We start from the raw sequence: 26,923 nt of genomic DNA, 5'->3' as shown, positions 1-26,923 counted from the left end.
CTGACGCTGTCAGCGCGCTCCCGTTAACCGGGCGCGCAGGCGTTTGATCGCCTGACTGTGCAGCTGGCTGACGCGGGACTCTCCCACCTCCAATACCGCGCCAATCTCTTTCAGATTCAACTCTTCCTGGTAATACAGTGTCAGCACCATTTTTTCACGCTCGGGCAATGCCTCGATCGCTTCAATGACGCGTTCACGCAGATTCCCTTCCATCAGCTGGTGAAGCGGATTGGCATCTTCATGTCCTTCCGTCACCAGTTCCGCACTATCGCCATGCTCTTCGCGATATTCGTCATAGGAAAAAAGCTGGCTGTTGTTGGTATCCAGCAGAATCTGTCGATACTCTTCCAGCGAAACATTTAACTGCCTGGCAACTTCCTGCTCGGATGCGGCACGCCCCAGTGTCTGTTCACACTGATGCATCGCAGACGCGACTTCGCGCGCGTTGCGTCTCACGCTGCGCGGCGCCCAGTCACGGCTACGTAGCTCATCCAACATGGCCCCACGTATGCGTTGTACGGCATAGGTGGTAAAGGCGGTACCCTGTAGCGCGTCATAGCGCTCCACGGCATTCAGCAGCCCGATACCTCCAGCCTGCAGCAAATCATCCAGCTCAACACTTGCGGGCAGCCGTACCTGCAGACGTAGCGCCTCATGGCGCACCAGCGGTACGTATCGCTGCCACAGCGAGTGTTTGTCCATCACGCCATCAGCGGTATAGAGATCGTTCACTTTGACTACCCTGCGTTAGTTACGTTATCGGCATGATTATCCGATTCTGTAGGGCGATCGATTGGGGGAATAGGGATAAAAAAGGCGGGTTATTTAGAAAATGTGTGTGACCACTACCGGTGCGATGCCGATGGGATCACACTTTTGTTAAAACAGGCGTACCGTTTTCTTTAGCCGTTCGCGGGTTGCCGGCGGCACACCTTGCCAAAGCGCGCAGACTTTGCCATCGATGTCATGATAAATGTCATGCAGGTTATCTTCACTTTGCAGTGCCGGACGAATATGCACCGTTCCCTGTTCACCATCGATAAATAATCGTCCGCTGATAAACAGACGCCGCAGGTCGCTGCGTAAAAACAGACCGTTATCAACGCTGCTATCGGCCAGCAGACCTTCGCTGTTTTCGCTGGCGTCTATATAACAGGCCTCAACCCATGGAGCAGAAGCGCTCTCTGAAAGCGTAGTGCCGGTAATCACGCAACCGCCGTAGCGCGCGTTGACCGCCGCGCTGAATTCCGCCTGGCTGGCGCGCTGCAGCACTTTAACTCTGACGCGGCGTCCGACCTGCTGGCCGGCAATCACCGCGGCAGGCGCAGGCAGCATCGGCGTTTCCAGCACCACGATAAATTGCAGCGTGCGCGCCTCATTAAAGCAAGGCTGCGCTTTGGGATCATAAAGCTGCCAATAGTCGTCATCGCCCTGCTGACGCATCAGCGTTAGCCGATAGCCGCGGCTGGCCAGCAGATTTTGCGCCGTTGCCCCGTTGGGATCGAGCATCGCATAGACCCGGCTCTCCCCCATGACTTTCCATAACGTCCCGGCGGCATCATTGCGCCTGAGATACAGAAAGGATTGCCCCTGATGCATATAGTGCTCAAAGCGGCGCAGATAATTTTTTCGATCGTTATCATCAGAAACAAACAGCAGATCTTCCAGCGGACTGTTTTCGGCCTGATGGGCAAATACCGCCCGAATAACCAGCTGACGCGGACTGGTGGATGGGCTTAATAAGCCACGAAAGGTCAGTGCCTTTTCCGTTGGATATTTTTGCCCGTAGCGCTGGCTGATCTCTTCAAAGGTCAGCTGTTCCCCAGGTAACAAGTCATAATTAAAGCGCATAACCACTCCCGAAAAAGAGTCACGGGTTAATCAGCGAAGAGACGCTGCTTTGCCGTTATTATCGGCAGCGGGTTACTTTTCTGTAACGCAGAGTTAAAATCTTTCCCGCCCGCAGGTTATCCGCAATAAAGCCCCTGCTTTCCCCTCTTATTTGCGCCATTACTCATCGGATCTCAGGCGTAATCTTTATCACATCCCCGGGGAAGGCTCCCTGCATCCTGTTATATCGAGACTCTGTATGAAAGGTATCGTACTCGCTGGCGGTACAGGCTCACGCCTGCATCCGGTCACCTGCGGCGTATCCAAGCAGTTGCTGCCTGTGTATGACAAGCCGATGATCTATTATCCGCTTTCCGTGCTGATGCTGGCGGGCATTCAGGAGATTCTGGTGATCACGACGCCAGAAGATCTCCCGGCTTTCCAGCGGCTGCTGGGCGACGGCAGCCGTTTCGGTATTCAGTTGCAGTTTGCCGTTCAGCCGAAACCTGAAGGGCTGGCACAGGCGTTTATTATCGGCGAGGACTTCCTTGCCGGTGAAGGTTGTGCGCTGGTACTGGGCGACAACATCTTCTTTGGGCAAAGCTTCGCCAAAAAGCTGGAGGAAGTGAGCGCACGTGACAGCGGCGCAACGGTTTTCGGCTATCAGGTGATGGATCCGGAGCGCTTTGGCGTGGTGGAATTTAATAAACAGTTTCAGGCGATCTCGCTGGAAGAGAAGCCGAGCCAGCCGAAGTCCAACTATGCGGTGACCGGCCTCTATTTTTATGACCGGCAGGTTTGCTCGATGGCGAAGCAGGTAAAACCATCCGCGCGCGGCGAACTGGAGATTACCACGCTTAACCAGATGTATCTGGAAGATGGCCTGCTGTCGGTAGAAGTGCTGGGGCGCGGTTTCGCCTGGCTTGATACTGGCACCCATGACAGCCTGCTGGAAGCATCGCATTTTATTCACACCATTGAAAAACGTCAGGGTTTCAAAGTCGCCTGCCTGGAAGAGATAGCCTGGCGTAAAGGCTGGCTAAGCGCCGGTCAGCTGCGCGAGCGGGCAAACTATCTCAACAAAACCCAGTACGGATCCTATCTGCATCAGTTGCTGGTGGAAGCATGAAGGTAATCAATACGCGTATTTGTGATGTAAAAATTATTCAGCCCGCCGTCTATGGCGATGCGCGCGGCTTCTTTCTGGAGACCTTCGAAAAAAAACGCTATCAGCAGTTGCTGGATATAAAGCTGGAGTTTGTGCAGGACAACTATTCCCGCTCTGGTAAAAACGTTTTGCGCGGCCTGCATTTTCAAAAAACGCAGCCGCAGGGCAAGCTGGTGCGCGTGGTACGTGGCGAAGTGTTTGACGTCGCCGTGGATATTCGCCCGGATTCACCCACCTTTGGCCAGTGGGAAGGCGTCATTCTTTCCGAAGAGAATAAGACGCAGCTCTGGATCCCACCCGGCCTGGCGCACGGTTTCCTGGTGCTCTCTGATATTGCGGATTTTGAATATAAATGTACCGATTACTACAACCCACAAGATGAAGCCTGTCTGCTGTGGAATGACCCCTGCATAAATATCGACTGGCCGGTGAAAGATCCGTTGCTGTCGGAAAAAGATAAAAAAGGTTTACCTCTTACGGAGTTGTTGCCATGCGCGTATTGTTAACCGGCGCTTACGGCCAGCTGGGCCGGAGCCTGCTGGATCGCTTTCCTGCCGACTGGATTTTACTGGCCTGCGGTTCAGCCGAGCTGGATATTACCAACCAGGCGGCAGTAGACCGCATTGTTCGTCGTTTTCAGCCCCAGGTGATTATGAATGCTGCTGCTTACACGGCGGTGGATAAGGCGGAGACCGATCGCATCCGCGCAATGAAAATCAATGCGATTGGCCCGGAAAATCTGGCACGCGCTGCGCGTGATAATGGCGCTCAGCTGATCCATATTTCTACCGATTACGTTTTTGACGGCACCAAAACCACGCCCTATGTTGAAAGCGACGTTCCCTGCCCGGTTAACTTTTACGGCTTAAGCAAATGGGAAGGCGAAAAGCGCGTGCAGGCGATACTGCCCCGCGCCATTATCGTTCGCACCTCATGGGTGTTTAGCGAACATGGCAACAACTTTGTTAAAACCATGCTGCGTCTGGCGCAAACTCAGCAAACGCTACGTGTCGTGAACGATCAGCGCGGCTGCCCAACCTACGCGGGCGATCTGGCGCAGGCGATGATCACGCTGGCTACCGATGCGAATGCAGCGGGAATTTATCACTACTGCGGCGATAAGGCGGTCAGCTGGTATGAGTTCGCACTGACTATATTCAACCTCTTCGGCCAGGAGTATCCTGCGCTGCGCTCGATTGAAGTCTGCCCGATATCCACGGCGGCCTTTAAACAACAGGCGTGCCGTCCGATCAACTCTGTGATGCAAAGCGAAAGAGCCGCGTCTCAGGCCTCCTGTTGGGATAAGGCGCTGGGCATGGTGATGTCAGCCTGAGCGGTAGAGTAACCGGAGGACTACACCGGGATCCCAGATTTGCTGGTTGGAGTTAAACCCAGCCGGCAGCTTTATTCCGTCAGGCCGCAGTTGACCCTCAGGAGATATATTCTGTGCAGCATTTGCCGGGCTGGGCAGGCTCATTGAACGTGATGATACCTTTTCCCGGCTCGCTGTACTCAGACAGAATGCCTGTGAGTTTGGCGGGCGTCAGAGGCTTCATGCACAGGAAAACGGATGATAACGGAAGCTGCACCGGGTGACCTGTGATGTTTACCGGCGCTGAATATTTCGTCACGAAAACGTACACCAATCTGATAAAGGCCCGGCATTCGCGTAAATCTTTCGGCTGCGGTAATGGCGTGGTTGCCGGTATACAGGAACTGCGTTGCGCCAAAAGCCATGGGTAGTACACAAAAAGCATGTCCCCACCCAGATCAATAATGAAACCATTGACCTGAGTACACTGGCTGTCGTCCTGAAACAGGAGTCACGAAAATATTGATGGTTCTGGCATAAAACCCTGCGGACACTTTCAGTGGGAAACCATGCCCCACAGGTAAAACAGGAGGTTATTCGTCTCTGCTGCCAACGCGCCTTGCTCAAATGACGTGTAAAAAACCATGGCAGAAGATCCGGGATAACCTCGCTTTTTTATCTATTAATTGTCTCTTTTATCCAGGTAGAGGAAGCGCAGGCTCTTTATGCAAAGAGAGTGTGTTCGTGCCCGGTTTTACAAATCCGAGGCAAAGCGGATAACCGCTATGTTCCTTATCCTCCTGAAAGGTTACCTGGCTAATGGCATCAAGCGATAGCTGCGGCCATTGCATCAGCGCCCGGGTAAACGAAGCGTGAGTACAGTTTTTATCAGACCGGCCAATCAGTAACGCACCTGAATGCCTGATATCGGCAAACTTGATATCTGCGTTATAAATATTAGGCTTAGCGCTGCTGCTCCAGGGGGTAATTGTCTTGGGTCTCGATGGCGCATAAAAAGTAAGCCAGTCGGCCAGATACTCTCCACCGACCAGGCGCAGAGGCGTACCATAACGTTCTTGCCATAGCTGTTCTACTTTTTGGCTGAATGGAATAATACCGCTCATTTTTCTTCCGGCATTACTCACATTAGTTGCCATGACAGTAACATACCCAAGCAGAACCAGTGCCGCTGTCCCCATTAGAATGGGACCCGCTCTTCTTACTGGTTGGGCATTGGGATTAACCGCGCACCCGACCACCAGTGCAGGTGCCAGAATGAAAAACGGCTGTAGCCACTCTGTCAGTCGCCCCCCATGATGAAACAGGAACCACAAACAAATCGGCACCAGCGGTAATAACGCAACTAATAATAGAACTTTTTTATTGCTGTCAGCAGGCCAGCGGAGTTGAATTTGGCTTCGATGCAATATCCACCATAAGAACAGCAGCGGATAATAGACACTCAGCAGTTTTATGAATAACCCTGGGTTAAACTGACGCTTGATCTGTGAGTCCACCCAGTGGAAAGCCACAAAGTTATGCTCCCACAGCCAGAAAAGGTTTGGCACAATAATGGCAAGGCCAACAAGTAGCGCCAGATAAAATACAGGCTGGCGATAGCAGGCTCGAATTCCTGGCACAACCAACGTGGCAATAAAAACCGCGCCGACAAAAGCCAGAGTCGAATATTTAGCCATTGATGCCAAACCTGCAGCTACGGCAAATGCCAGCCACCACGCTGGATGGCGGGCGATAGCCAGAAAAAAGAACAGCAACATCCACGGCCAAAGCATAACCAGCAAATAATTATCGTTATAGCTAATAATGTCGAAGTTAATAATCCCGGACAGATTAAGCGTGAGTAAGGCAAGCCAGGCCAGACGTTCGCTGCCGCTCAGGTATTTTGCGAGAGACCAGCAACCTGTCATTCCGACAGCAATCGCCAAAAAATGCGTGATATACCAGTAAGCGCTCAGCGGAGTACCAGCAAACCACAGCGCCGGACGCCAAACCATACCAATCAGCCATGGATTTTTTGGCGATCCCCATTCTGCATTTTGTGCCCAATTCAGCGCTTCAACAGCGTCGTAAGGAACCGTGGGATCCAGAAAGATCGTTGCCAGACTCCACAAGAGAGCATATACACCCACCCACACTATTAAGAGCACGCGACTCATCTACTTTCCTTAAACACAACTTGATAAAGAGTGAAAAATCTTATCCTGAAGAATCCACGCTAAATTGCAGGTAAACAGAAAGTGATTTAATAGTTAAACAAAAGGCCAACATGTCGCTCCGTTACCCCAGCCCTTCAACTCTCGCTGCATAGTCTATGATTGTTTTGTGTATGCAGCCTGAGGCCAGGTTAACCGGACACCGTTTTATCTCCTCACTAAGCGGAACAGCCCTCTGATCGTTATCAGAAACGGGCCGCTCCGCTACGGCATCCTGATCGCGCTACAGGCTTAAGCGAATAGCTTGCATCACCGAACAAAATTACATGATGTCGTCCATGGGTCATTTCTGAGTGAAGCGAGGAAAATGAATGGAGTCCAAATCATTTCGTAAGAGTTGGGGCGCCGAATATGAGGCTGCCGATACAGTGCGTTTTCGTCTTTGGGCACCCGGCCAGCAGACGATAACCCTGAGAATCGACGGCCATGACCGCGAGATGAATGCAAGCGGCGACGGCTGGTTTGAACTGCAGGCTAATAATATTGCGCCCGGCACGGAATATAATTTTGTTCTTGCCGATGGCATGGTGGTGCCGGATCCGGCATCCCGCGCTCAGAAAGAGGATGTTAACGGTCCTTCTCTGGTTATTGATCCCACGCGTTATGTCTGGCAAAACAGCACCTGGCAGGGGCGTCCGTGGGAAGAGTCCGTGGTGTATGAGATGCATATCGGCACCTTTACGCCACAGGGTACATTCCAGGCTGCCATTGAGAAGCTGCCCCGGCTGGCTGAACTGGGTATTACCATGATTGAGGTGCTGCCCGTTTCGCAGTTTGGCGGCAACCGTGGCTGGGGCTATGACGGGGTGCTGCTTTACGCGCCGCATTCGGCATACGGCACGCCGGATGACTTCAAGGCCTTTATCGATGCCGCTCATGGTCATGGACTTTCAGTGGTGCTGGATATCGTTCTGAACCACTTTGGTCCCGAAGGCAACTATCTGCCGTTGCTGGCACCAGCATTCTTTCATAAAGAGCGGATGACGCCCTGGGGCGCGGGTATTGCGTATGACGTTGATGCCGCTCGTCGTTATATCGTTGAAGCGCCGCTCTACTGGCTGAAAGAGTTTAACCTTGACGGCCTGCGCTTCGATGCTATCGATCAAATTGAAGATAATTCTGAAAAGCATGCGCTGATTGAAATTGCCGAGCGTATTCGCACCGAAATCACCGACCGCCCTATCCATCTCACGACCGAGGACAGCCGCAACGTTATTTTCCTGCATCCGCGCGAACAGGATGGCTCCGTGCCGCTGTTTACCGGCGAATGGAATGATGACTTCCATAATGCGGTTCATGTTATGGCGACCGGTGAGACGCATGCCTACTACAAAGATTTCGCCAGCGAGCCGGAAAAACGGGTGGCACGTATCCTCACGGAAGGTTTCGCTTATCAGGGCGAAGTCTCTGCGCAGTCGGGCCAGCCGCGCGGCGTTAGCAGCAGCAGCCAGCCGCCGGTTGCCTTTGTGGACTTTATTCAAAACCACGATCAGGTCGGCAACCGCGCTCAGGGCGAAAGGCTGATTGAGCTGGCTGGCGTTGAGCGCACTAAAGTGATGTTCGCCACGCTGCTGCTCTCGCCACATATTCCGCTGCTGTTTATGGGCGAAGAGTATGGCGAGACCAATCCATTCCTGTTTTTCACCGATTTCCATGGCGATCTTGCAAAAGCGGTGCGCGAAGGTCGCGCCAGAGAGTTTGAGGGCCACGCGGGCCATGAAGGTGAAAGCGTGCCCGATCCCAACGCCGAAGCCACGTTTGCAGCCTCGAAGCTGGACTGGCAGAAGCCGCAAAGCGAGCAAGGTAAAGCCTGGCTGGCGCTTACCCGTGAGCTGTTAGCGCTGCGCCAGCAGCATATCGTGCCGCTTTTGGCCAACGCGGGCGGCAATGCAGGCAAAGTGGTTAAAACAGCAGAGGGCATGGTTGCCGTAAGCTGGGCTTTCCCCGCAGGCACGTTGTCGCTGGCGTTTAATATTGGCGCAACCACGCAACCGCTGCCCGACCTGCCCGGCGAAACCCTGTTTGCCTGGCCGCAGGCGTCAGCAGAGCTGCCGCAGAATTCGATTATTGTCCGCCTTGCTCCAGGAGATACAGAGTGAAGATCCCGACCGCTACCTATCGTATTCAGTTTCGCAACGGCATGACGTTCGATCGTGCCGCTGGTCTGGTGCCCTATCTCAAGCGACTCGGCATCAGCCATCTGTATGCCTCGCCGATTTTTACCGCAACATCTGACTCCACTCACGGCTACGACGTGACTAACGCTAATGAGATCGATCCAGTACTGGGCGGGCGCGCAGGCTTTGACCGCATGGTTAAGGCGCTGCAGGAGGCCGGGCTGGGCCTGATCCTGGATATCGTGCCGAACCATATGGCCGCCTCGCTGGAAAATGCCTGGTGGCGCGATGTGATTGAGCACGGTAAAAACAGCCGCTACGCCCGCTATTTCGACATTGACTGGTCGCGTCGCCTGACGCTGCCTTTCCTGGGTGATAGTTTTGAAGCGGTACTGGAAAATGGCGAAATCAGCGTCAAAGCCGATCCGAAAACCGGTAAGCCGGCGCTGGCCTATTATGAAAGCTTTTACCCGCTGACGCCGGAAAGCTGGCAGGGCCGTGAAGAAGAGGTGCTGCGGCTTACCGATAAGGCGGAGATCGCTAAGCTGCATGAGCGTCAGCCCTGGCGGTTGATGTCGTGGCGCGATGCGCCGCGCGATCTCTCTTATCGACGCTTCTTCGAGATTACCGGGCTGGCAGGCGTTCGTGTTGAGGACCCGCTGGTGTTTGATGATTCGCACCGGCTGATCCTGGAGCTGGTGCATTGCGGCGCGGTTGATGGGCTGCGAGTGGATCATGTGGACGGGCTGGCCGATCCCAAAGCCTATCTTGAACGTCTGCGCCAGCAGGCCGGGCCGGAATGCTATATCACCGTGGAAAAAATCCTTGGCAAAGATGAGCAGATCCCAGCGGACTGGCCCATCTCCGGCACCACTGGCTATGAATTTATCGAGTCGCTTTCCGATGTGCTGGTGGATGGTGAAAATATCCGTCTGCTGCGTAAAGCCTATGATGAGGTAACAGGCAAGCCGGTGAACATGGCCGCCGAGCTGCGCTCAGCCAAGCTGTTGATGACGGATCGCAATTTTGCCGGTGAATTTTCAACGCTGCTGCGTCTCTCCATGGAGATCGCCGGCATCGATAACGTGGCGCAGGAAGAACAGGCCATGCGCGCCGCCCTGCGTGAGCTGCTGATCGCTTTCCCGGTTTACCGCACCTACGGCACCGCTGAAGGATTGCCGGCAGAAAGCAACGAGATGCTGCAACGGGTGGCGGAAAAGGTAAGGACCAGCGCCAGTGCGCCCGCGCCTGAAGCGCTCGATTTCCTGGTGCGCATTTTATGCGGCGAAGTGTCACAGCAAGCCAACGAGGTCGCAGCCCAGTTTCGTACCCGCTTCCAGCAGCTCACGGGCCCGCTGATGGCAAAATCGGTAGAGGATACGCTGTTTTTCCGTCAGAACATGGAGCTGGCGCTGAACGAAGTGGGCGCTGAGCCAATCCCGCGCGCTTTCTCGCTCGATCGCTTCCACAGCGAAATGCAAACGCGGCTTGAACGGCAGCCCGATGCGCTTTCTGGCACCTCAACCCATGACACCAAACGCGGCGAAGATGCCCGCGCCCGGCTCTATACGCTGACTGAAGCGCCAGAGCGCTGGGCCGAATGCGTTGCCCGCTGGCGGCAGATGAACCGTTCAAAAATCAGCGTGCTGGAAGATGGCCCGGCCCCGAAACCCGCCGTGGAATGGATGCTTTATCAGGCGCTGGCTGGCGTCTGGCCACCAACGCTGCATCCGCAAGATGAGGCAGGTCTGCAGGCGCTGGAAACGCGTTTCCTGGTTTTTGTTGAAAAGGCGCTGCGGGAAGCGAAGCTGCGCACCGACTGGGCCGACAGCAATGATGCCTATGAGAAAGCGGTGCTGGACTATGTTCGTCATCTGCTTTCACCGGCTAATCAGGCCTTCCTGCAGGACTTTACCGAGGCGCTACAGCCTTTTATTCAGGCTGGCCTGGTCAACAGTGTTACTCAAACCATTATCAAACTGACCGCACCGGGCGTGCCAGATATTTATCAGGGCAGCGAAGCGCTGAACTTCAGCCTGGTGGATCCCGATAACCGCCGCGAACCTGACTTTGCGGCACTTGACGCCATGCTGAACGGCCATGAAACGCCGGAGTCTGCGTCGGAAGAGAGCTGGTTAAGCGGTCGCTTAAAGCAGCATATCACTGCACGCCTGCTGCATCTTCGTCAACAGACCCCTGTGCTGTTTCGCCAGGGTGACTATCTGCCGCTTTCCGCCAGCAGTCTGCGGGCAGAGAACGTTATCGCCTTCGCCCGGATGGAAAACGATGATGCGTTGATTGTTATCGCACCGCGTCTGGTTTTCAGCAGCCTTGATGGCGGCCTGGCTCAGCCGCAACCGCAGCGCTGGCTGGAAACGGAAATTGCCCTACCCGAGCGCCTCGCTAACCGTCGTTATCGGGACATCCTGAGCGGAGAATTTGTCTCGCCAACCGACCGCTTAAGCCTGGAGACGGTGGCCTGCAGTTCGTCTCTCATACTGGTAAGCGCATGATTTTAAGTAAATAAAAACGTTATAAATTGCTGTTGTGCTTAAAAATTATCTTTCAATGGAGAGAGATGTATGTCAAACGATCAGCCTTTTGAAATCACGACGGGGCATAGCCACCAGCTTGGGGCTAATTTTGATGGCGAGGGCGTTAATTTCGCTATTTTCTCTGCGCATGCCGAACGCGTTGAGCTGTGCCTGTACGATCAAGATGGCAAAACAGAGATTGCCCGGCTGGAGCTGCCGGAGTATACCCATGAGATTTGGCATGGTTATGTCCCGGGCCTGAAGCCTGGCGCGCTGTATGGTTATCGGGTGTATGGCCCTTACGATCCCGAAAACGGTCACCGCTTTAATCCCAACAAGTTATTGATCGATCCCTACGCGCGCGAGCTGGTGGGCGATATCGAGTGGAATGAAGCGCATTTTGCTTACGATCTGCTGCACGAAGACAAGGATTTAACCTTTGACACGCGCGACAGCGGTCCTTTTACGCCGAAGTGCCGGGTCATCGATCCCAGTGAATTTGACTGGCAGGACACCAATCGCCCGACCATTGCCTGGCCCAATACGATAGTGTATGAAGCCCATGTAAAAGGTTTTACCCAGCTGAATCCCGCCCTGCCGCCTGAACTGCGCGGCAACTTTGAAGGGATGGGGCACAAAGTTTCAGTGGATTACATTAAAAGCCTGGGGATTACTTCCGTTGAGCTGCTGCCGATCCACTGGTTCCCGGACGATCAGCACTTGCTTGAGAAAGGCCTGAAAAATTTCTGGGGCTATAACTCCCTCGCCTTCTTTGCGCCTGCCTCACGCTATTACGGTCCAAAGGGCATTCAGGGGTTCCGCGATATGGTGCGAGCGTTCCACGATGCCGGTATCGAAGTGATCCTTGACGTGGTTTATAACCACACGGCGGAAGGGAATGAGCTCGGCCCTACGCTCTCTTTCAAAGGCATCGATAACTTTTCTTATTACCGCACCCTGCCCGACCAGCATCGCTATTACATCAACGACACCGGTACCGGTAATACGGTAAATACTTCGCATCCGCGCGTGCTGCAAATGGTAATGGATTCGCTGCGCTACTGGGCGGAAACCATGCATATTGACGGTTTCCGCTTCGATCTGGGTACCATTCTGGGACGCGAGCCGGAAGGCTTCGATCAGCGCGGCGGCTATTTCGATGCGGTTATGCAGGATCCGGTACTCTCGAAGCTGAAGCTGATCGGCGAACCCTGGGATATCGGCCCCGGCGGCTATCAGGTTGGTGGTTTCCCGCCCGGCTGGGCAGAGTGGAATGACAAATATCGCGATACGGTGCGCGAATACTGGAAAGGCGATAACGTCTCAACCGATTTCGCCGCCCGACTGCTTGGCTCCGGCGATCTTTACGATTTGCGAGGCCGCCGTCCCTGGGCCAGCGTCAACTTTATTACCGCCCATGACGGCTTTACGCTGAACGATTTGGTTTCTTATAACGAAAAGCACAACGACGATAACGGCGAGGATAACAACGACGGCCATAACGATAACCGCTCTTATAATTACGGTGTCGAAGGGCCAACGGATGATGAGGGCATCAATGCGGTGCGCGAACGCCAGAAGCGTAACTTCCTTGCTACCCTGTTCTTTTCTCACGGCACGCCGATGCTGCTGGCAGGCGATGAGTTTGGCCGCAGCCAGATGGGTAACAATAACGGCTACTGTCAGGACAGCGAGATCTCCTGGGTTCACTGGGAAAATCTGCCGCCGAGCGCCGAAGCGCTACGTGAGTTTACCCGTCAGATTATTGCGTTGCGTAGCAAACAGCCGCTACTGCGTCGCGAAAGCTGGCGCGACGGTATGGAAATTAAATGGTTTAACGCCGGCGGCGGCTTCCAGCAGCCTGAGCAGTGGGACGAAGGATCGACGCTGGGCGTCTATCTGGGGCGCTCCGATCTGCAGCAGGAAGAAGGCATTTGGCACGATGTCCTGATTTTGCTCAACCCGTTTGAAGGTAATGTACCGTTCCGTATTCCCCAGTTTGGCGAAGGCGGTTGGGTGCTTGAACTCTCCACCTCCGATACCGATCGGCGCGGTCTGGTGATCACGCGCGAGAAGGACTTTGAGCTGGAAGGCCGTAGTATCGTGTTGTTCAGAAGGCCGTAAACCACCGCACCCTAAGCCGTTGGCATTTAACGCTTAGGGTGCGGTTTTTCTGTATACGCATATAAACCTTTTTCCTCTTCCGGCACGCCCTTTCTGGTCTGTCTCTGCCCTGATAACGTCCCCACGCAACTTTTTTCAACGCCCGGGCGCATTTCCTGCGAACCAGGGCGCTGTTGCGCACCTTTCCAGCGTCTCTAATTAAGGCATAAAAGCAGCTCTGTTTAGCGAATCAGAAACTGGCCTGTTGCTTACAATTTGCAATATGCCTTAAGTACCGCCGCTACGCCGCAGTGATAGCGACGCGTTAACCGGCTTTAATATAATTCGCTGCATATTCTTCAGGCCATGCATGATGACAACCAAAAAAAAGGCATTACTGCTTGATGCCGGGTTCGCGGCCCTGCCTGTTCTGGCCGCACTGACTGAACAGGGTTACCAAACCGCCGTTTGCGGCAGTAAGCCGCAGGATCCCGGACATCAGTTCGCCGATCTCTCTTTCGATATCAACTACGCAGATCAGCAGCAGGTGCTGGAACTGGCAACGTCGCTCAAGATTGATGCGCTGTTGCCTGGCGTTACTGACGTCTCTTATTTAACCGGCTGCCAGGTTGCTCATCAGCTTGGGCTGCCAGGTTTTGATCATCCTGATACGGCTGAAATCATTTTTAAAAAAGGGGCGTTCCGCCACTGGGCGAATCAGCACGGTTATCCGGTGCCGCAGGCGGTAAGCCATCCCAACGCGGCCGATGCGCTGCCGCTGCCGCTGATGATTAAACCGGTTGATGCCTATAGCGGCCTTGGGATTACGTTGGTCGATAACCGGGACGCTATTCTGCCAGCCTGGGAACAGGCTTGCGCCGCTTCGTCCGATGGCGAGGCGGTCATAGAAACCTGGATTGAAGGCAGCCTGCACAGCCACTCCGCCTTTATACGTAACGGCAAGATCGCCGCCGAATATTTCGTTGATGAGTTCTGTACCGTCTATCCCTGGCAGGTAAACAGCAGCTCGCTAAGCACTGCGTTGGATGAATCACTAAAAAACCAGGTGAGTGACTGTTTACAGGCCCTGGTCAACGACCTGCAACTGTGCGATGGCCTGCTGCATACGCAGTTTATTCGTGGCAGAAACGGGTTCTGGCTGATTGAGCTTACCCGTCGTTGTCCGGGCGATCTTTACAGCCGTCTGATTGAGCTTTCTACCGCGACGCCCTATGCACTCTGGTTCGCTCAGCCGTTTATCGGCCAGCAGTCAGATATTCATGATAAACGTCCGGCACATCAACGTTTAATCGCGCGTCATACCCTGTCAGTCAGCCGCCGTACTCCTTTTTCCTGTTTTAGCTTTGGGGCATTGCCGGCACGTATTGTCGCTACCGTTCCGTTGAAAAAACCGGGTGAAATGCTGGAATGCGCGCCCCGCGATCGGGCAGGCATTATTTTTGCGGAATTTGATCAGCTTACTGAACTGGCGGCCTGTACCCCTCAGTTAAAAACGTATTTCACCCTGGGTCAGGGTTAAGGCTGTAGAAGATGAAAAAAGCATTGAAGATTGGTTTTATCGGCGGCGGACTTAACTCTGCTATTGGCCTGACCCACAGTATTGCCTGTCAGATGGATGGCCATTTTAAACTGGCCGCTGGTTGTTTCAGCCGTGATGAGGCACAGAACCGTCAGACCGGACTCGCATGGGGGGTGGAACCGGCACGAATTTATGCCCAGCCGACCGATTTTCTGGCACAGGAAAAAGATCGGCTTGATGCGGTGGTGATCCTGACGCCCACGCCGGGACATCGCGATTTAATTAATGCCTGCCTGCAGGCGAAGCTGCCGGTTATCAGCGAAAAAGCCATGGTGGATAATTATCAGAGCGCGTTAGTGGTGCTGGCCTGCCAGCAGCATCAACAGGGCAAACTGTTTGTCACCTATAACTACAGCGGTTATCCCATGGTACGCGAGCTGCAAAAGCGCGTACAACGTGGCGATTTTGGGGTTATCCAGCAGGTCATGGTAGAGATGCCGCAGGAAGGCTTTGCCCGCCAGAATCGTGAAGGTCAGGTAGCGCAGCCGCAATCATGGCGACAGCACGATGGCGAGCTGCCGACGGTTTCGCTGGACCTGGGCGTTCACGTTCATCAACTGGTGGATTTTATTACCGGTGATAGCGCAGCCGATGTTTATGCGGTTCACAGCACCTTTGCCAGCATTCCGGACGTTGTTGATACGGTTCATATTATTTCTCGCTACCGCAGCGGCATGATTTGTAACTACTGGTATGGCAAAGCGGCGCTTGGCTATCGCAACGGCCTGCGTATTCGCATCATGGGCAGTAAAGGCAGCGCGGAATGGCTACAGATGGATCCGGAGTTTTTGCATTTAAGCGATATCAAAGGCAACCGGATGATTATCGATCGCACCGCAGCCGATAATATCGTCGCTGGTCAGGCACGCTATTGCCGTTTTAAAGCAGGTCATCCTGCCGGATTTATTGAAGCTTTCGCCAATTACTATGCGGATATTGCTGCCGCGCTGCGCGAAGAAGAGTGTGAATATGCTATTGATGCACAGGTAGCCACTGCCGGGCTGAAGTTCCTTGAAGCGGCCAGTTTAAGCGCCCGTACTCAGCAAAAAATCGCCTGTTGAATCTAACTTTACCCTGACGTTTTAAGGAACTATCCGATGCGCTTCCTGGATTTAATCGTTGAGCAGCAAAACCATTTTCTTACCACCACTGCACGCATGCAGACCAATGGGCATCCCATCGTATTAATCGGCGCGGGGTGCCTGGCGCAAATGACCTGTAGCTTTATGCAGCGCGAGGCGCTGCGCATTGACCACGTTGCGGTTAACCAACAATACTTAACCGCAGGCGCAACCTTTAATGAGTTTGAGCTGGAAGCCCTGGAGCACTTCATTCAGTCGGGCCAGCCCTGTAACTATATTATTGCGCTGCAGTTTGTCAGCGATGAATTTATTGCGCAGCTTTCTTCTCATGCAGCGGAAATATTGATCTACGATCCGTCGTTTATCGGCGTTAATACGGATAGCTTTATTACCAGAGAATATTGTCAACAGCATGAAAGCGAATTTGATGCGCTTTATCAGCAGCTGGCAGATGACAAGTCTCGTCAAACGCTGGTCGCTTTTCTTAATCAACGTATTTGCGCCGAGCCAAAATATTATCAAACGGTCTTCGATCCTGACCATTATTTCCCAACGGATATTATTTCCCTGGGGAGTGATGAAGTGTTTGTGGACTGTGGCGCCTATAACGGCGACAGCATTGCCGCTTTCCTCGCGGCCATTGAGAAGCGTTCCCTGCCGCAGCCGCATAAAATCTATGGTTTTGAACCTGACAGCGGTAACTTCGCCAAACTCAGCGCAGCCACAGCGTCGCTGGGCTATTGCCACTGCTATAACAAGGGCGTCTGGAGCAGCACCACGACGCTGCATTTTGATTCAGGCAGAGCGCTGAGTTCAAAAATTTCTGATGATGAAAGCATGGCGAGTATCGATCTCATCACGATAGATGAAGTGACGGCTGGCGAAAAAGTCACTTTTATCAAGATGGATATTGAAGGCGCAGAGCTGGAAGCGTTGAAAGGCGCCAGCAGCAGCATCCAAAGCCACCGCCCTGTGCTGGCGATCAGCGCTTACCATAAGCCGGAAGATCTGCTGACGCTTCCGCATTACATCCAGAGCCTGGTGCCTGAATACCGCTTTTATTTACGCGCCCATCATTCGCTGCACGCCTTTGAACTGGTGCTGTACGCTATTACTGATTGAGTGGTTCCCCCGTTATGGGGGAGCTTTCCATAAAAAAGGCGGCCACAGGCCGCCTTTTTTATCACTGTCGCCGTACCGTCAGGCAGCATTAACCTGACTGGCGCGTATGATAATGTCGATGATGGTGTTCTGCTCCGCAGCAGTAAGATTAGGATGCACCGGCAGGCAGAGAACCTGCTGCGCAATCTGGCTGGCAACCGGCAGATTCTCAGGCGCTGAGGAATCATAACCCTTATACATAGGAAAATCGGAAATCAGCGGATAGAAATAGCGACGCACATAAATCCCCTGCTCTTTAAACAGGTTGTACAGGCCATCACGGGTTAGCGGAAAATGTCCTGGCTTAACAAATATCGGGCAGTAAGCGTAATTCCAGTCGGTGTTTTCCGGCAGCGGTAGCAGGTTCAGCCCGTGTACATGTGCCAGCGCCTGCTGATAGTTTTCATAAATCTCTTTACGAATGGCAAACGCGCGATCGACATGTTTCAGCTGTAGCAGACCAAAGGCTGCCTGGATCTCATTCATTTTGCCATTAATACCCGGCGCCACTACCGTAGTCTCATCAGCAAAACCAAAATTTTTCAGATAATCGATGCGGCGTTTGATTTTTTCATTGGGGCAGATAATTGCACCGCCCTCAAAGGTATTAAACACCTTGGTGGCATGGAAACTGACGATCGACAAATCTCCCTGATTCAGGATGCTGACGCCGCCCTGTTTCACGGCAAAGCAGTGCGCCGCGTCATAAATGACTTTTAAGCCATAGTTATCCGCAATGCGCTGGATCTTATCGGTTTCACAAGGGATGCCATAGCAGTGCACCGGCAAAATAGCGGTAGTCGCAGGGGTGATCGCCGCTTCGATTTTAGCCGGATCGAGATTGCAGGAGATCGGATCGATATCCACAAACACCGGCTTGAGCCCGTTCCACAACAGGGAATGAGAGGTGGCGACGAAAGAGTATGGTGTGGTTATCACCTCACCGGTAATACGCAGCGCCTGCAGCGCGGTAACCAGCGCCAGCGTACCGTTAGCAAACAGACTAATATGCTGCACGCCCAGGTAATCAGCCAGCGCCTTTTCCAGCTCCTGATGATAGGGGCCGCCGTTAGTTAACTGTTTGCTCTGCCAAATGCTTTCAAGGTAAGGCAAAAATTCCTCAAGCGGCGGCATCAACGGACTGGTGACCAGTACATTGGGTAAAGGATTCTTTTCAGGGCTTTTCATTTATACACCTGCTTAATTCCGCTTCCAGTATCACGGCTACTGCCGCCCGTTGGCTGGCTGTTGCCAGCCCCGCACGTTGTCCGCCTTCGGACGCATGAGGCTCAGACTGAGCGTTAATCTATTGACCGTTATTATTCTTTTCCTGTTAGCGTTAGCGCCTGCAGAAAAAGCGTTTCCATGGCTTCTGCGCTGCTATACCGACGGGCAAACCACGCCGGGAAAGCCGCCGCCATTTGCCCGCTTTCCGCTGGCGCATCGCGACGCTGATCCAGCGCCAGGCGCCAGGCTTCCACACTGTTCTTTACCCGCCATGTGGGTAGCTCACTCGCCAGCGACGGGACATCACTACAGAGCGCCGGAATGCCCAGAGAGGCTAACTGCAACAAAATGAAGCTATCCTTAAAGCGGTTTTCATCACCGTTGCTGCGCGGCAGAACGGCAAACTCCACCGATAAACCGGCAAGCTGCGCCATCATGCGTGCCCCATCGCTACAGCGGTGCGTTTCACGTACGAAGGGCAGCCAGTCAGTGGGACAATCGCCCAAAATGATCCAGTCAAATACCGCTGCGCTCTGTGCTATCGCTGGTGCGATAAGCTGGCGCTCTTTTTCTGTCAGCAAACAGGTGGCGCAAAGCACGCGTCGTGTTGCACCGTTTGCTTTCCCCGATGATTTATCTTGCCACTGCGCCGTCAGAACATTGGGCAGAATAACGGCCTTTTTATGTCGCTTATTGAACCAATCAGCCTGCGCGCGGCTGTAAACCAGCCAGCTATCGATAAATTCCTGCTGTAGCAGCGGCTTCAGGCTGCGGGCCATCATTCTGCTGTCGGCAAGGTAAGCCACCCGAACACCGTGACTGGCTTTCACCTGCGCGATTGTACGGCGGGTTGCTTCATTCACTTCGCCGCTCAGTACGATACAGTCAGCCTGCAGACGCAGCAGTTCCGGCGCGGAAGGCGCGGTGGTGAGCAGCGTGAAATAGAATCGGCCACGCTGTGACAGCGTATGCAGCGTTTCCACCAGCCGCTGCGCATAGCTATCCATCGCGCCATCTTGTATGACCACGATGTAAGGGATGCCGTAATGCCGGAGTGGACGCCAGCGGGCGGTAAGCTGCGTATCCGGCGCGAAAAGCCGTTCGGTCAGGCTGTAGGCGCAGTGATAAGTCGCATCCTGAGCCAGAGCCGGCAGCCAGCGTTGATAAAAACCATCCAGCTCCAATGAAGGCTGCGGTAAAAAACGAGCGGGATAGCCGCTAATGGTCGCCTCGCTGGCGATCAGGCTGTAAGGGGTGCAGACCAGCAGCAGGCCCGCCTGCGCCACTTGCAAACAGAAATCGATTTCCGCCAGTAGCGGCAATGTGAACTGAGGATCGAAACCGCCAATATGCTGCCAGACGCTGCGGCGGATAAGCAGGCAGTGCGATGAAAGCGCCGCGCAGTGAGTCGAACTGTGCAGACGTGACAGATGTCCGCCGCTACCCCACCGCTCGCCATAACCCACGGGAAAGGCCAGGCCATTAACGCCAAGAATATAGCCCGCGGAAAGCAGCTGTTGCTCAAAGTTGATTATCTGCGGTGCCACGCAGCCTACCTCCGGGCGCAACGCATCGCTGGCCAGCGCGTTCAGCCAGTTCGACATCACAAAAACCGAGTTTGCATCGAGCAGCAGCAGGTACTCGCCCTGCGCTTCAGCGGCAGCAGCATTGATGCAAAGCGTGGATCGATCCTCCGTCACATTAATCAGGCGTACCGGAAGATTACCGCCTGCCAACTGCTGTAGCCAAAGGGTGATATCCTGCGGCGTCTGCGGCTGCGTCACGATCAGTAATTCATAATTTGCCCACCGCGTCTGCTCAAAAAAGGTAGTCAGGCAGCGCTGTAGCTGCGCCAGGTTATCGCCGGCCAGCAGAATCGCTGACAGAGAAAATGCAGGCTGTAAATCATACTGCAAACGCCAGGGTTTCCCCGGCTGGCCCTCTACTGCGCCTTGCAGATAGCCGCGCTGATGCAGGTAACCGCGTAACAGCGCCTGCTGCTCCGGCGATGCGTCAAACTCACAGGCGGCGGCCGGCACCAGCGTCACCGTCTCGGTCAAATGACCAATCGCGCCGATATCATATTGCGCGATCATTTTAAGCACCGCGTCCAGTTCAAAGCTGTGCGGGAAACCGGTATCAAAACCGCCGGTCGAGATCAATGCGTCGCGCTGGAAGAAAGCACGTTGCAGATAAAGCCGTGGTGCGCTTAAGAAGAGATCGAGGTTAAAGTCCGGCTTGAAATGGGGAGACATCTCGCCATCCGCCAGCAGCAGCATCTCATCAGCGTAAACGATCGCCAGATTGTCCAGGCTGCCAAGCGCATCGCTTGCCAGCAGCAGCCCCTGCGCGCTGTATTGCGTCCCGGCTGGCACAGATTGTAGCCAGTCAAACGCCTGCTGCTGTGACAGCTCCGCCACCATCGCCATCCAGGCGGAAGCTGTACTCTGTTGAACCAGCGGATCGTCGCTAAGCGGAAGCGCGCTGTCGCTAACCAGCAACACCCGACTGCCGGTTAGCTGACGCAGCTGCGGCAGTAATGTCTCCAGCGTTTTGCTTACGGCATCAACCGTTTCATTATCCTGATGGATAACAATCAATAACCGGCGACCCGCGACTGGCTGAAGCTCAAGTCGCTCGCGCTCACCAGGCGTTAGCGTGCGCTGCATCAGCCAGACGGGTAGTGAACGCTGCTGCCGTTCATCAGCTACCTTTTGCGCCTGCCGTTGAGTTTGGTGAAGAAAATGCTGTAGCTGCCGATCGCTTTCGGCCCGCTGAGACAAAAAATAGTCACGCACCTTGTACAGATCACGGCGCACCCCGGCAATGGCTTCGGGAGAGGGATCCCAGCTAAAACCGGCACCGCCGTTATCCTTTAAGGTATCCGGGGTAATCGCGTACTGTTCATATCCGGGTGCCGTCAGCGCCACCACCGGGCTTCCACACAGAATCGCCAGCGCACAGGTGCCGGAGGATTCATACGAATAGAGTACGCGCGTGCGCTTCAACACTGCCGCCAGTTCCTGTAGCGACAGCGGGTTACGCATAGAAAGGATCTGGATACCCGGCGGCAGCAGCGAAAAATCTACCGCTGATTCAGGCACGCGGTTGAGATAGAGCAGATCGCGATCCTTATCGGGGTTATCGTCGCAGAACAGATCCAGGTCAAAGCTTTCAATACGCAGAATGTCTGGATTAACCGCTTTCTCAGCAAACTCTTTGCGATACCAAAAGAAGAGATCGTCCGGCCCCTCTTCAAGACGATTTTTCATAATCACGCCTTCGCGATTAAGCATATAGCGCACACATACCGGCGCGGAAAGCGGATTCCCCGAGGTAACTTCTGGATATACGGCGATATAGGGCTGACCGCTGTGGATGATTGCATGCCAGCTCTCTTCATCCAGGCGCGGCGTATTCCATTGCGGATTAACCGTGCAGCCCACCATCCAGGCCTTCCCGCCCTGCTGGTTAATCATATGACCAAGCTGATGCATGACCTGAATCCCCTGGGAAGATTCACGATAGTCCGGTGCCATAATCAAATAAGGGAAGGTGAGCGATTGCATAATATTCTCAGCAGGTTGTGGTAACCGACGTTCAAAGACGTCGGTCTTTCGTTCAAAAAACTCAGCGGGAAGAAACCATTGCGCCCGCTAAAAAGAAAAAACCGACACGGTTAATCCGGCGCAGCACTGTGCAGTATTGACGGGCGCCGGTTATGGCACCCGCAGGTAAATTACTGCGGCGTGAGCCACGCCTGCTGCCAGTCATCCAGACCGCTGCCGCGCAAATACCATTGCTGGTGGATCGCTTCGCGTAGCGCATCGCCCTGACGGCGGGTTGCTGCCATATCGTTTAGATGCGCGCGTATCGCCGCCATCCAGTCTTTGAAACGGTTCTCAACCAGCGTTACCGGCAGACCGCAACGATAAGGTTCAATGTTGGTGGCGATGATTGGCACCCCACAGGTGCCGATCTCCAGCAGCCGCAGGTTACTTTTACATTCGTTGAACTGATTAATTTCCAGCGGCACTAACGCCAAATCCAGATTCAGGCTGGCCAGTTTTTCCGGGTACATCTCAAAAGGTACGCCCGGATGGAACTCACACTGGATGCCGCGCGGCTTCATGCCCATAAACACCCACTCCACCTCGCCTTCCAGCGCTTTGATGATCGGTAATAATATTTCCAGGTCGCCCGCGTGCGAGCTGCCGCCAGCCCAGCCGATACGCACTTTGCGCCCCGTACCGCGCTCGCTAAGCAGATGTCCCCATTGCCCTTCGGCAAGACGGTTCTGCGCAATGCGAATATCGTGATGGAAACGGCTATAGGCTTCAGCCAGCGGCGCAGTCGAGACGACAATCCAGTCAGCGCTTTCCATCACCTTGCGCAGGTTTTTCACCATATTTTGGGGGAAGTGTTTGCGGCTGCCGTTTTTCAACGGCACATTCAGCAGATAATCATCATATTCCACCACGATTTTGGCATCGCACACCTCGCGATACTGCGCCATGATGGCCGGGAAGCGGCTGCCGCTCAGCAGTTCCAGCAGGATCACATCGGGCTGCAGCTGTGCGGCTTCCATCACGCCGGGAATACCGTGGATCAGACCGCCTTCTGCCAGCAAATTGCTTTCCAGCGCTTTAAACGGCTGAACGACGCGATGATGGCCGCAGCCCTGCCAGTTCACATGGTTTGCCAGGATCACCGGCAGCGGTCGCCCCGGTAACGGCGGCTGAAAGCGTGCCGTACCCGGCCCTACGCTAAAAGCTTTGCCCATGCGCTGCATACGCGGATGATAGCTGGCATCATTCAGCAGCGCGCCTTTCCATTGAGCGCGCAGCGTGGCGTAGTCCGGCAGTAATGGACGTTCCTGCACCTGAAATTTTTCCGCCAGCAGCCGCGTTGCGCCGCCCATATGCCTGACGCGCGCCCAGGGCGTCCAGACATTAAGATAACCCTGCTGAACGGCCCGCAGCCCTAAATCCACATCGGCAAAATAGAGCGGATAGCGTTCTGCGTCGAAGCCGCCAAGGCTGAAAAAGACCTCCCTGCGTACCATCATGCAGGCGGCGCTAACGGCGGTCAGGTTATGCGCGGTTTTCAGATAGCCGTGATAGCCCTGACTCTCATTCGCCGCCCCTTCCCATGGGCTATCCACACCGTTGCGGACGCCCAGCAGATAGCCGCCGTGCTGTACGCGACCATCCTGAAACTCCAGACGTCCTCCCACCAGCGCGATTTCCGGCCTTAACGCCTGTTCCAGCAGCGCATCAAGCCATTCGCCCTCGATGATTTGACAGTCATTATTTAAAAACAGCAGCAGGTCGCCGCGTGCCTGTTCTGCGGCAGCGTTATTGATCGCCGCATAGTTAAACGGCGCGTCGTAGCGCAGCACGCGGATCTGTTCTACGCCCAGCGCCTGCAGGTCATTCAGAAAGCGGCAAGCCTGCTGGTCAGTTGACTGATTATCAACAATTAATAATTCATAACGTTGATAGCGCGTACTCTCCATCAGGCTTTCAATACAGGCTTTTAACAACGCAAAATGATCGCGCGTGGGAATGATGATTGAAACCAGCGGCTGGCTTTCCCAACGGTAGCGCACCCGTTGCGTTGTCGGCGTCAGCCCCGGCTCCAGCGTGGCCGCAATGCCCAGCCGTTGCAGATGCGCGGCTACCATCCGTTGATATTCATCCCGCACCTCTTCCCGCTCCGCCCACTCCCTGATGCGATCGTTGCTTTTTACCAGCACTTCCGGCAGATGACCCAGCGCGCCAGCGCCCTGCTGTTCCACGGCTCGCCACAGCAGATCGAACAGGCCGAGATGCGGATAATCCGCAGATAAGGCACCCAGCGCCTGCGCCGTTGGGCGACTGAACAGCAGTGTGCGCCCGATATAAGGTGTACTGCGTAACAGATCGATATTCACATCGGGTCGCAGCACCACGTCGGGCTCGCTGATACCGTCGCTATACATTTCATCCATATACCAGAATGGCGTTGCGGGCTGACGTAAGCGCTGCTCCGCCAGCAATAGCAGCGCATCCGGCAACAGCTCGTCGCCTGCCGACAATACCAGCAATGCTTCAGCGGATGAGTGATTTATTAATCGGTTGAGCTCAGCTGGCCAGCCCAGTGCGCAGCGGGCGACCTCGCCTTCTGCCAGGGTTAAATCAGCCACGCTGAAAATATCGATACTCACCGGCGGCCATGACTGCTGCATCACCGAAGCAAGCGAACGTTGAGATCGGGCACTGTCGCCCTGCTCATCGATAATAGCCACGCCAATGCTGCCGCTTTCCGGCAGTGACTGTACAAACGCCTGCAGTGCCTGACGACGCGTATCGCTGATGCGGCGATCTTCCAGCCAGCGCTCCATGGAGTAGTTTTTGTTATCCGCCGCAGCCAGTACCGTCTGGCTATGAAAACGCAGCGCATAAAGGGATTTTTCATCCGCCTTCCAGCTCTTAGCGACCAGCGGCGCGCTGATCAGCGCCTCAAGCAGAGAGGAGATGCTCCATTTCTGCTGGTGCGCCGCCTGCTGTTGGCGTGACCATTTTGCTGCCGCCGTAAATCCTTGCATCAGCAGCTCAAGCCACTCATCAGCATCCGGACAGGATCGCAGGTTGACCGCCGTAAAGTGCTCACCTTCCCAGCGGGCAATATTCTCTGCGCCAAGGTAGCCTTCCACATAGCCGCCAGCGGCGAGAAACAGCGGGATCCCCAGCGCCAGCGCTTTAGGCGCAATCTCTTCGCTGCCGATAACCACATCATACTTCTCCAGCCAGTCAGGCTGAATGCGGCTGACCGGCTGGCTGTTATCAAACCATTCCAGCTGAATACCTGCCGCGCTGAGCCGCTGCTGAACTTCATACATTTCCGCTGACATTTCTGGCGCTACGTAAAGCACCCGCTGCAGCGTAGATAAAATACGGGTAGGTTGATAAGCGGCAAAAACGGGTGCGACGGTATAAGGCAGTGGGTGTAACTGCTGCGGCGCAACGCCGGTGGCTAACAGGCGTTCAGTGACCAGCGGCGACAGCGATAACGTGCGTGAAGCGAGCTGATTTTCCAGCGTCACGCCGTAGGGAATATAGAGATCGTTGTAGTCGCTGAAGTGGCGGAAAATAACCGGCGCGCTGGCGGATAGCTCGCTGATCGCCTCCAGCAATTTACCGCTGAAAAATCCTTTATAGATCCAGATGAGCGTATAACTGTCGGCCAGCGCGCCCTGCTTATCCGTAATCAGGCGGAAAGCGCCGCTTTGCGTCAACCGCATCAGTTCGCCAGCCAGCGCCTTGCCTGCGCTGTGGGCAACGATATCGATCTGCCATCCCTGCGACAGCAACGCATCAATAATGTCGAGTATTTCGTTGTTATGCAGCGAATACGCTTCAAAACGATCGATGCTGATTAATAGCCTGCTCATCTGACATCCTCTTAATTAACGACGGTTTTCCTGTGTGCCAGGGCAGCACAGGTTACCGGTGACGATCTATTGTCAAGCAGCAGAGGGCAAGATGAGGGGCAGATTAACCCCCTTAAAAGCGCTTAGTTTTGCCGATTAGGCAAAAAAAAACGCCCTCGTATGAGGGCGTTGTCGGATGCGTAATTGATAACAATTAACGCAGCAGGGACAGCATGGTCTGCGGAACCTGGTTGGCCTGAGCCAGTACGGAGCTGCCAGCCTGCTGCAGGATCTGCGCGCGGGACATGTTAGACACTTCCGTTGCGTAATCAGAATCCTGAATACGGCTGCGGGCTGCTGACAGGTTGTTTACCGTGTTGTTCAGGTTAGTGATGGTGGACTCAAAACGGTTCTGAGACGCACCCAGCAGGCTGCGCTGGTTGTCAACCGCTTTGATGGCCTTATCGATGTCTGCCAGCGGAGCGCCGTCGGTGGTGCCGCCAGAAGTCACAGTACCGCTCAGAACGTCAAAGCCTTTCGCTTCAGTAACACGAGCGTTACCGTTGATGGTCTGGCCAGAAGTCTGAGACGTTGTACCAGAAGCGTTGTTCAGGTTGTAGTCGTTGCTTGAGCTCAGGCTGATAGCGATGGTTTCGCCATCTTTAGCGCCAACCTGGAAGCTGTAGCTGCTTGAACCAGAACCGGTGTTCAGTACTTTGATGCCGTTAAAGTCAGTCTGCTCGGTTACGCGGTTGATCTCTTCCATACGCTGGTTAACTTCAGCCTGGATGGAGTCGATGTCAGAAGCAGAGTTGGAGCTGTTCTGCGCCTGAACGGTCAGGTCACGTACGCGCTGCAGGTTGTTGTTGATTTCGCTCAGCGCGCCTTCAGCGGTCTGCGCCAGAGAGATACCGTCGTTAGCGTTACGTGCTGCCACGCCAAGACCGTTGATGTTGGAGGTGAAGCGGTTAGCGATCGCCTGACCAGCAGCGTCATCTTTTGCACTGTTGATACGCAGGCCAGAAGACAGGCGCTCGATCGCGGTGCCCAGAGAAGACTGAGATTTGCTCAGGTTGTTCTGAGTCATCAGCGACAGAGTGTTAGTATTAATAACTGCCATGATAAGTATCCTTTAAGTTAA

At 54.4% G+C, this 26,923-nt stretch carries 16 protein-coding genes; 9 read left to right on the top strand and 7 right to left on the bottom strand.

Annotation, left to right across the window (positions count from 1 at the left end; genetic code table 11):
* Positions 1–9: 9 nt before the first annotated feature.
* Together ACQE3Z_RS03540 and ACQE3Z_RS03535 are read right to left on the bottom strand one after the other, a co-directional pair.
* Positions 10–732, bottom strand: a complete 723-nt coding sequence (locus ACQE3Z_RS03540) for an RNA polymerase sigma factor FliA (protein WP_085071396.1) — start codon at positions 730–732, stop codon at positions 10–12.
* A 147-nt stretch (positions 733–879) separates the two neighbouring features.
* Complete coding sequence (locus ACQE3Z_RS03535) at positions 880–1,851, bottom strand: HNH endonuclease signature motif containing protein (RefSeq protein ID WP_426972185.1); 972 nt, start codon at positions 1,849–1,851, stop codon at positions 880–882.
* 238 nt (positions 1,852–2,089) lie between these two features.
* On the opposite strand from ACQE3Z_RS03535, the gene rfbA reads away from it, so the two are divergent.
* From rfbA to rfbD, 3 genes are read left to right on the top strand one after another with little or no spacing between them, the layout of a single operon-like run.
* Entirely contained in the window at positions 2,090–2,959 is an 870-nt protein-coding gene (gene rfbA, locus ACQE3Z_RS03530) for a glucose-1-phosphate thymidylyltransferase RfbA (RefSeq protein ID WP_426972184.1), read from the top strand.
* Positions 2,956–3,504 (top strand): dTDP-4-dehydrorhamnose 3,5-epimerase, encoded by a 549-nt coding sequence (gene rfbC, locus ACQE3Z_RS03525; protein ID WP_085071393.1) that lies wholly within the window; start codon positions 2,956–2,958, stop codon positions 3,502–3,504. The genes rfbA and rfbC overlap by 4 nt, the downstream gene beginning before the upstream one ends.
* On the top strand, positions 3,489–4,331 hold the full coding sequence (gene rfbD / locus ACQE3Z_RS03520; RefSeq protein WP_426972183.1) for a dTDP-4-dehydrorhamnose reductase: 843 nt from the start codon (positions 3,489–3,491) through the stop codon (positions 4,329–4,331). Before rfbC ends, rfbD begins: the two co-directional genes overlap by 16 nt.
* 674 nt (positions 4,332–5,005) lie before the next feature.
* On the opposite strand, the gene ACQE3Z_RS03515 is transcribed toward rfbD, so the two are convergent.
* The gene (locus tag ACQE3Z_RS03515) at positions 5,006–6,487 is read right to left on the bottom strand and encodes a glycosyltransferase family 39 protein (RefSeq protein ID WP_426972181.1); all 1,482 of its coding nucleotides are present in this window, start codon (positions 6,485–6,487) and stop codon (positions 5,006–5,008) included.
* Positions 6,488–6,855: 368 nt separating this feature from the next.
* Here ACQE3Z_RS03515 and treZ point away from each other — a divergent pair, with 368 nt between their 5' ends.
* From treZ to ACQE3Z_RS03485, 6 genes are all read left to right on the top strand, one after another.
* The gene (treZ, locus tag ACQE3Z_RS03510; protein ID WP_426972179.1) at positions 6,856–8,643 is read left to right on the top strand and encodes a malto-oligosyltrehalose trehalohydrolase; all 1,788 of its coding nucleotides are present in this window, start codon (positions 6,856–6,858) and stop codon (positions 8,641–8,643) included.
* Entirely contained in the window at positions 8,640–11,174 is a 2,535-nt protein-coding gene (gene treY, locus ACQE3Z_RS03505) for a malto-oligosyltrehalose synthase (protein WP_426972178.1), read from the top strand. The genes treZ and treY overlap by 4 nt, the downstream gene beginning before the upstream one ends.
* A 69-nt stretch (positions 11,175–11,243) precedes the next feature.
* Entirely contained in the window at positions 11,244–13,319 is a 2,076-nt protein-coding gene (glgX, locus tag ACQE3Z_RS03500) for a glycogen debranching protein GlgX (protein ID WP_426972176.1), read from the top strand.
* 349 nt (positions 13,320–13,668) lie between these two features.
* Positions 13,669–14,838 carry an ATP-grasp domain-containing protein gene (locus tag ACQE3Z_RS03495; protein WP_426972174.1) on the top strand — a complete coding sequence of 390 codons (1,170 nt, stop codon included), beginning with the start codon at positions 13,669–13,671 and terminating at the stop codon, positions 14,836–14,838.
* Between the two features lie 11 nt (positions 14,839–14,849).
* Positions 14,850–15,959, top strand: a complete 1,110-nt coding sequence (locus ACQE3Z_RS03490; protein ID WP_426972172.1) for a Gfo/Idh/MocA family protein — start codon at positions 14,850–14,852, stop codon at positions 15,957–15,959.
* Between the two features lie 36 nt (positions 15,960–15,995).
* Positions 15,996–17,102 carry an FkbM family methyltransferase gene (locus ACQE3Z_RS03485; RefSeq protein WP_426972170.1) on the top strand — a complete coding sequence of 369 codons (1,107 nt, stop codon included), beginning with the start codon at positions 15,996–15,998 and terminating at the stop codon, positions 17,100–17,102.
* A gap of 78 nt (positions 17,103–17,180) precedes the next feature.
* On the opposite strand, the gene ACQE3Z_RS03480 is transcribed toward ACQE3Z_RS03485, so the two are convergent.
* The 4 genes from ACQE3Z_RS03480 to ACQE3Z_RS03465 all read right to left on the bottom strand — a co-directional run bounded on the left by ACQE3Z_RS03480 (position 17,181) and on the right by ACQE3Z_RS03465 (position 26,902).
* Entirely contained in the window at positions 17,181–18,329 is a 1,149-nt protein-coding gene (locus ACQE3Z_RS03480) for a DegT/DnrJ/EryC1/StrS family aminotransferase (RefSeq protein ID WP_426972169.1), read from the bottom strand.
* 131 nt (positions 18,330–18,460) lie between these two features.
* Complete coding sequence (locus tag ACQE3Z_RS03475; RefSeq protein ID WP_426972168.1) at positions 18,461–21,937, bottom strand: glycosyltransferase family 2 protein; 3,477 nt, start codon at positions 21,935–21,937, stop codon at positions 18,461–18,463.
* A 170-nt stretch (positions 21,938–22,107) separates the two neighbouring features.
* Positions 22,108–25,803: a glycosyltransferase gene (locus ACQE3Z_RS03470; RefSeq protein ID WP_426972166.1), complete on the bottom strand. Its 3,696-nt coding sequence runs from the start codon at positions 25,801–25,803 to the stop codon at positions 22,108–22,110.
* Between the two features lie 193 nt (positions 25,804–25,996).
* Positions 25,997–26,902, bottom strand: a complete 906-nt coding sequence (locus tag ACQE3Z_RS03465; RefSeq protein WP_426972164.1) for a flagellin — start codon at positions 26,900–26,902, stop codon at positions 25,997–25,999.
* Between the last annotated feature and the right edge of the window lie 21 nt (positions 26,903–26,923).

Source organism: Pantoea sp. FN0307 (assembly GCF_050113815.1).
GTDB classification, from domain to species: domain Bacteria; phylum Pseudomonadota; class Gammaproteobacteria; order Enterobacterales; family Enterobacteriaceae; genus Mixta; species Mixta alhagi.
Note: the sequence above shows the minus strand (reverse complement) of the source record. Positions and strands in the feature narration are given on the sequence as shown.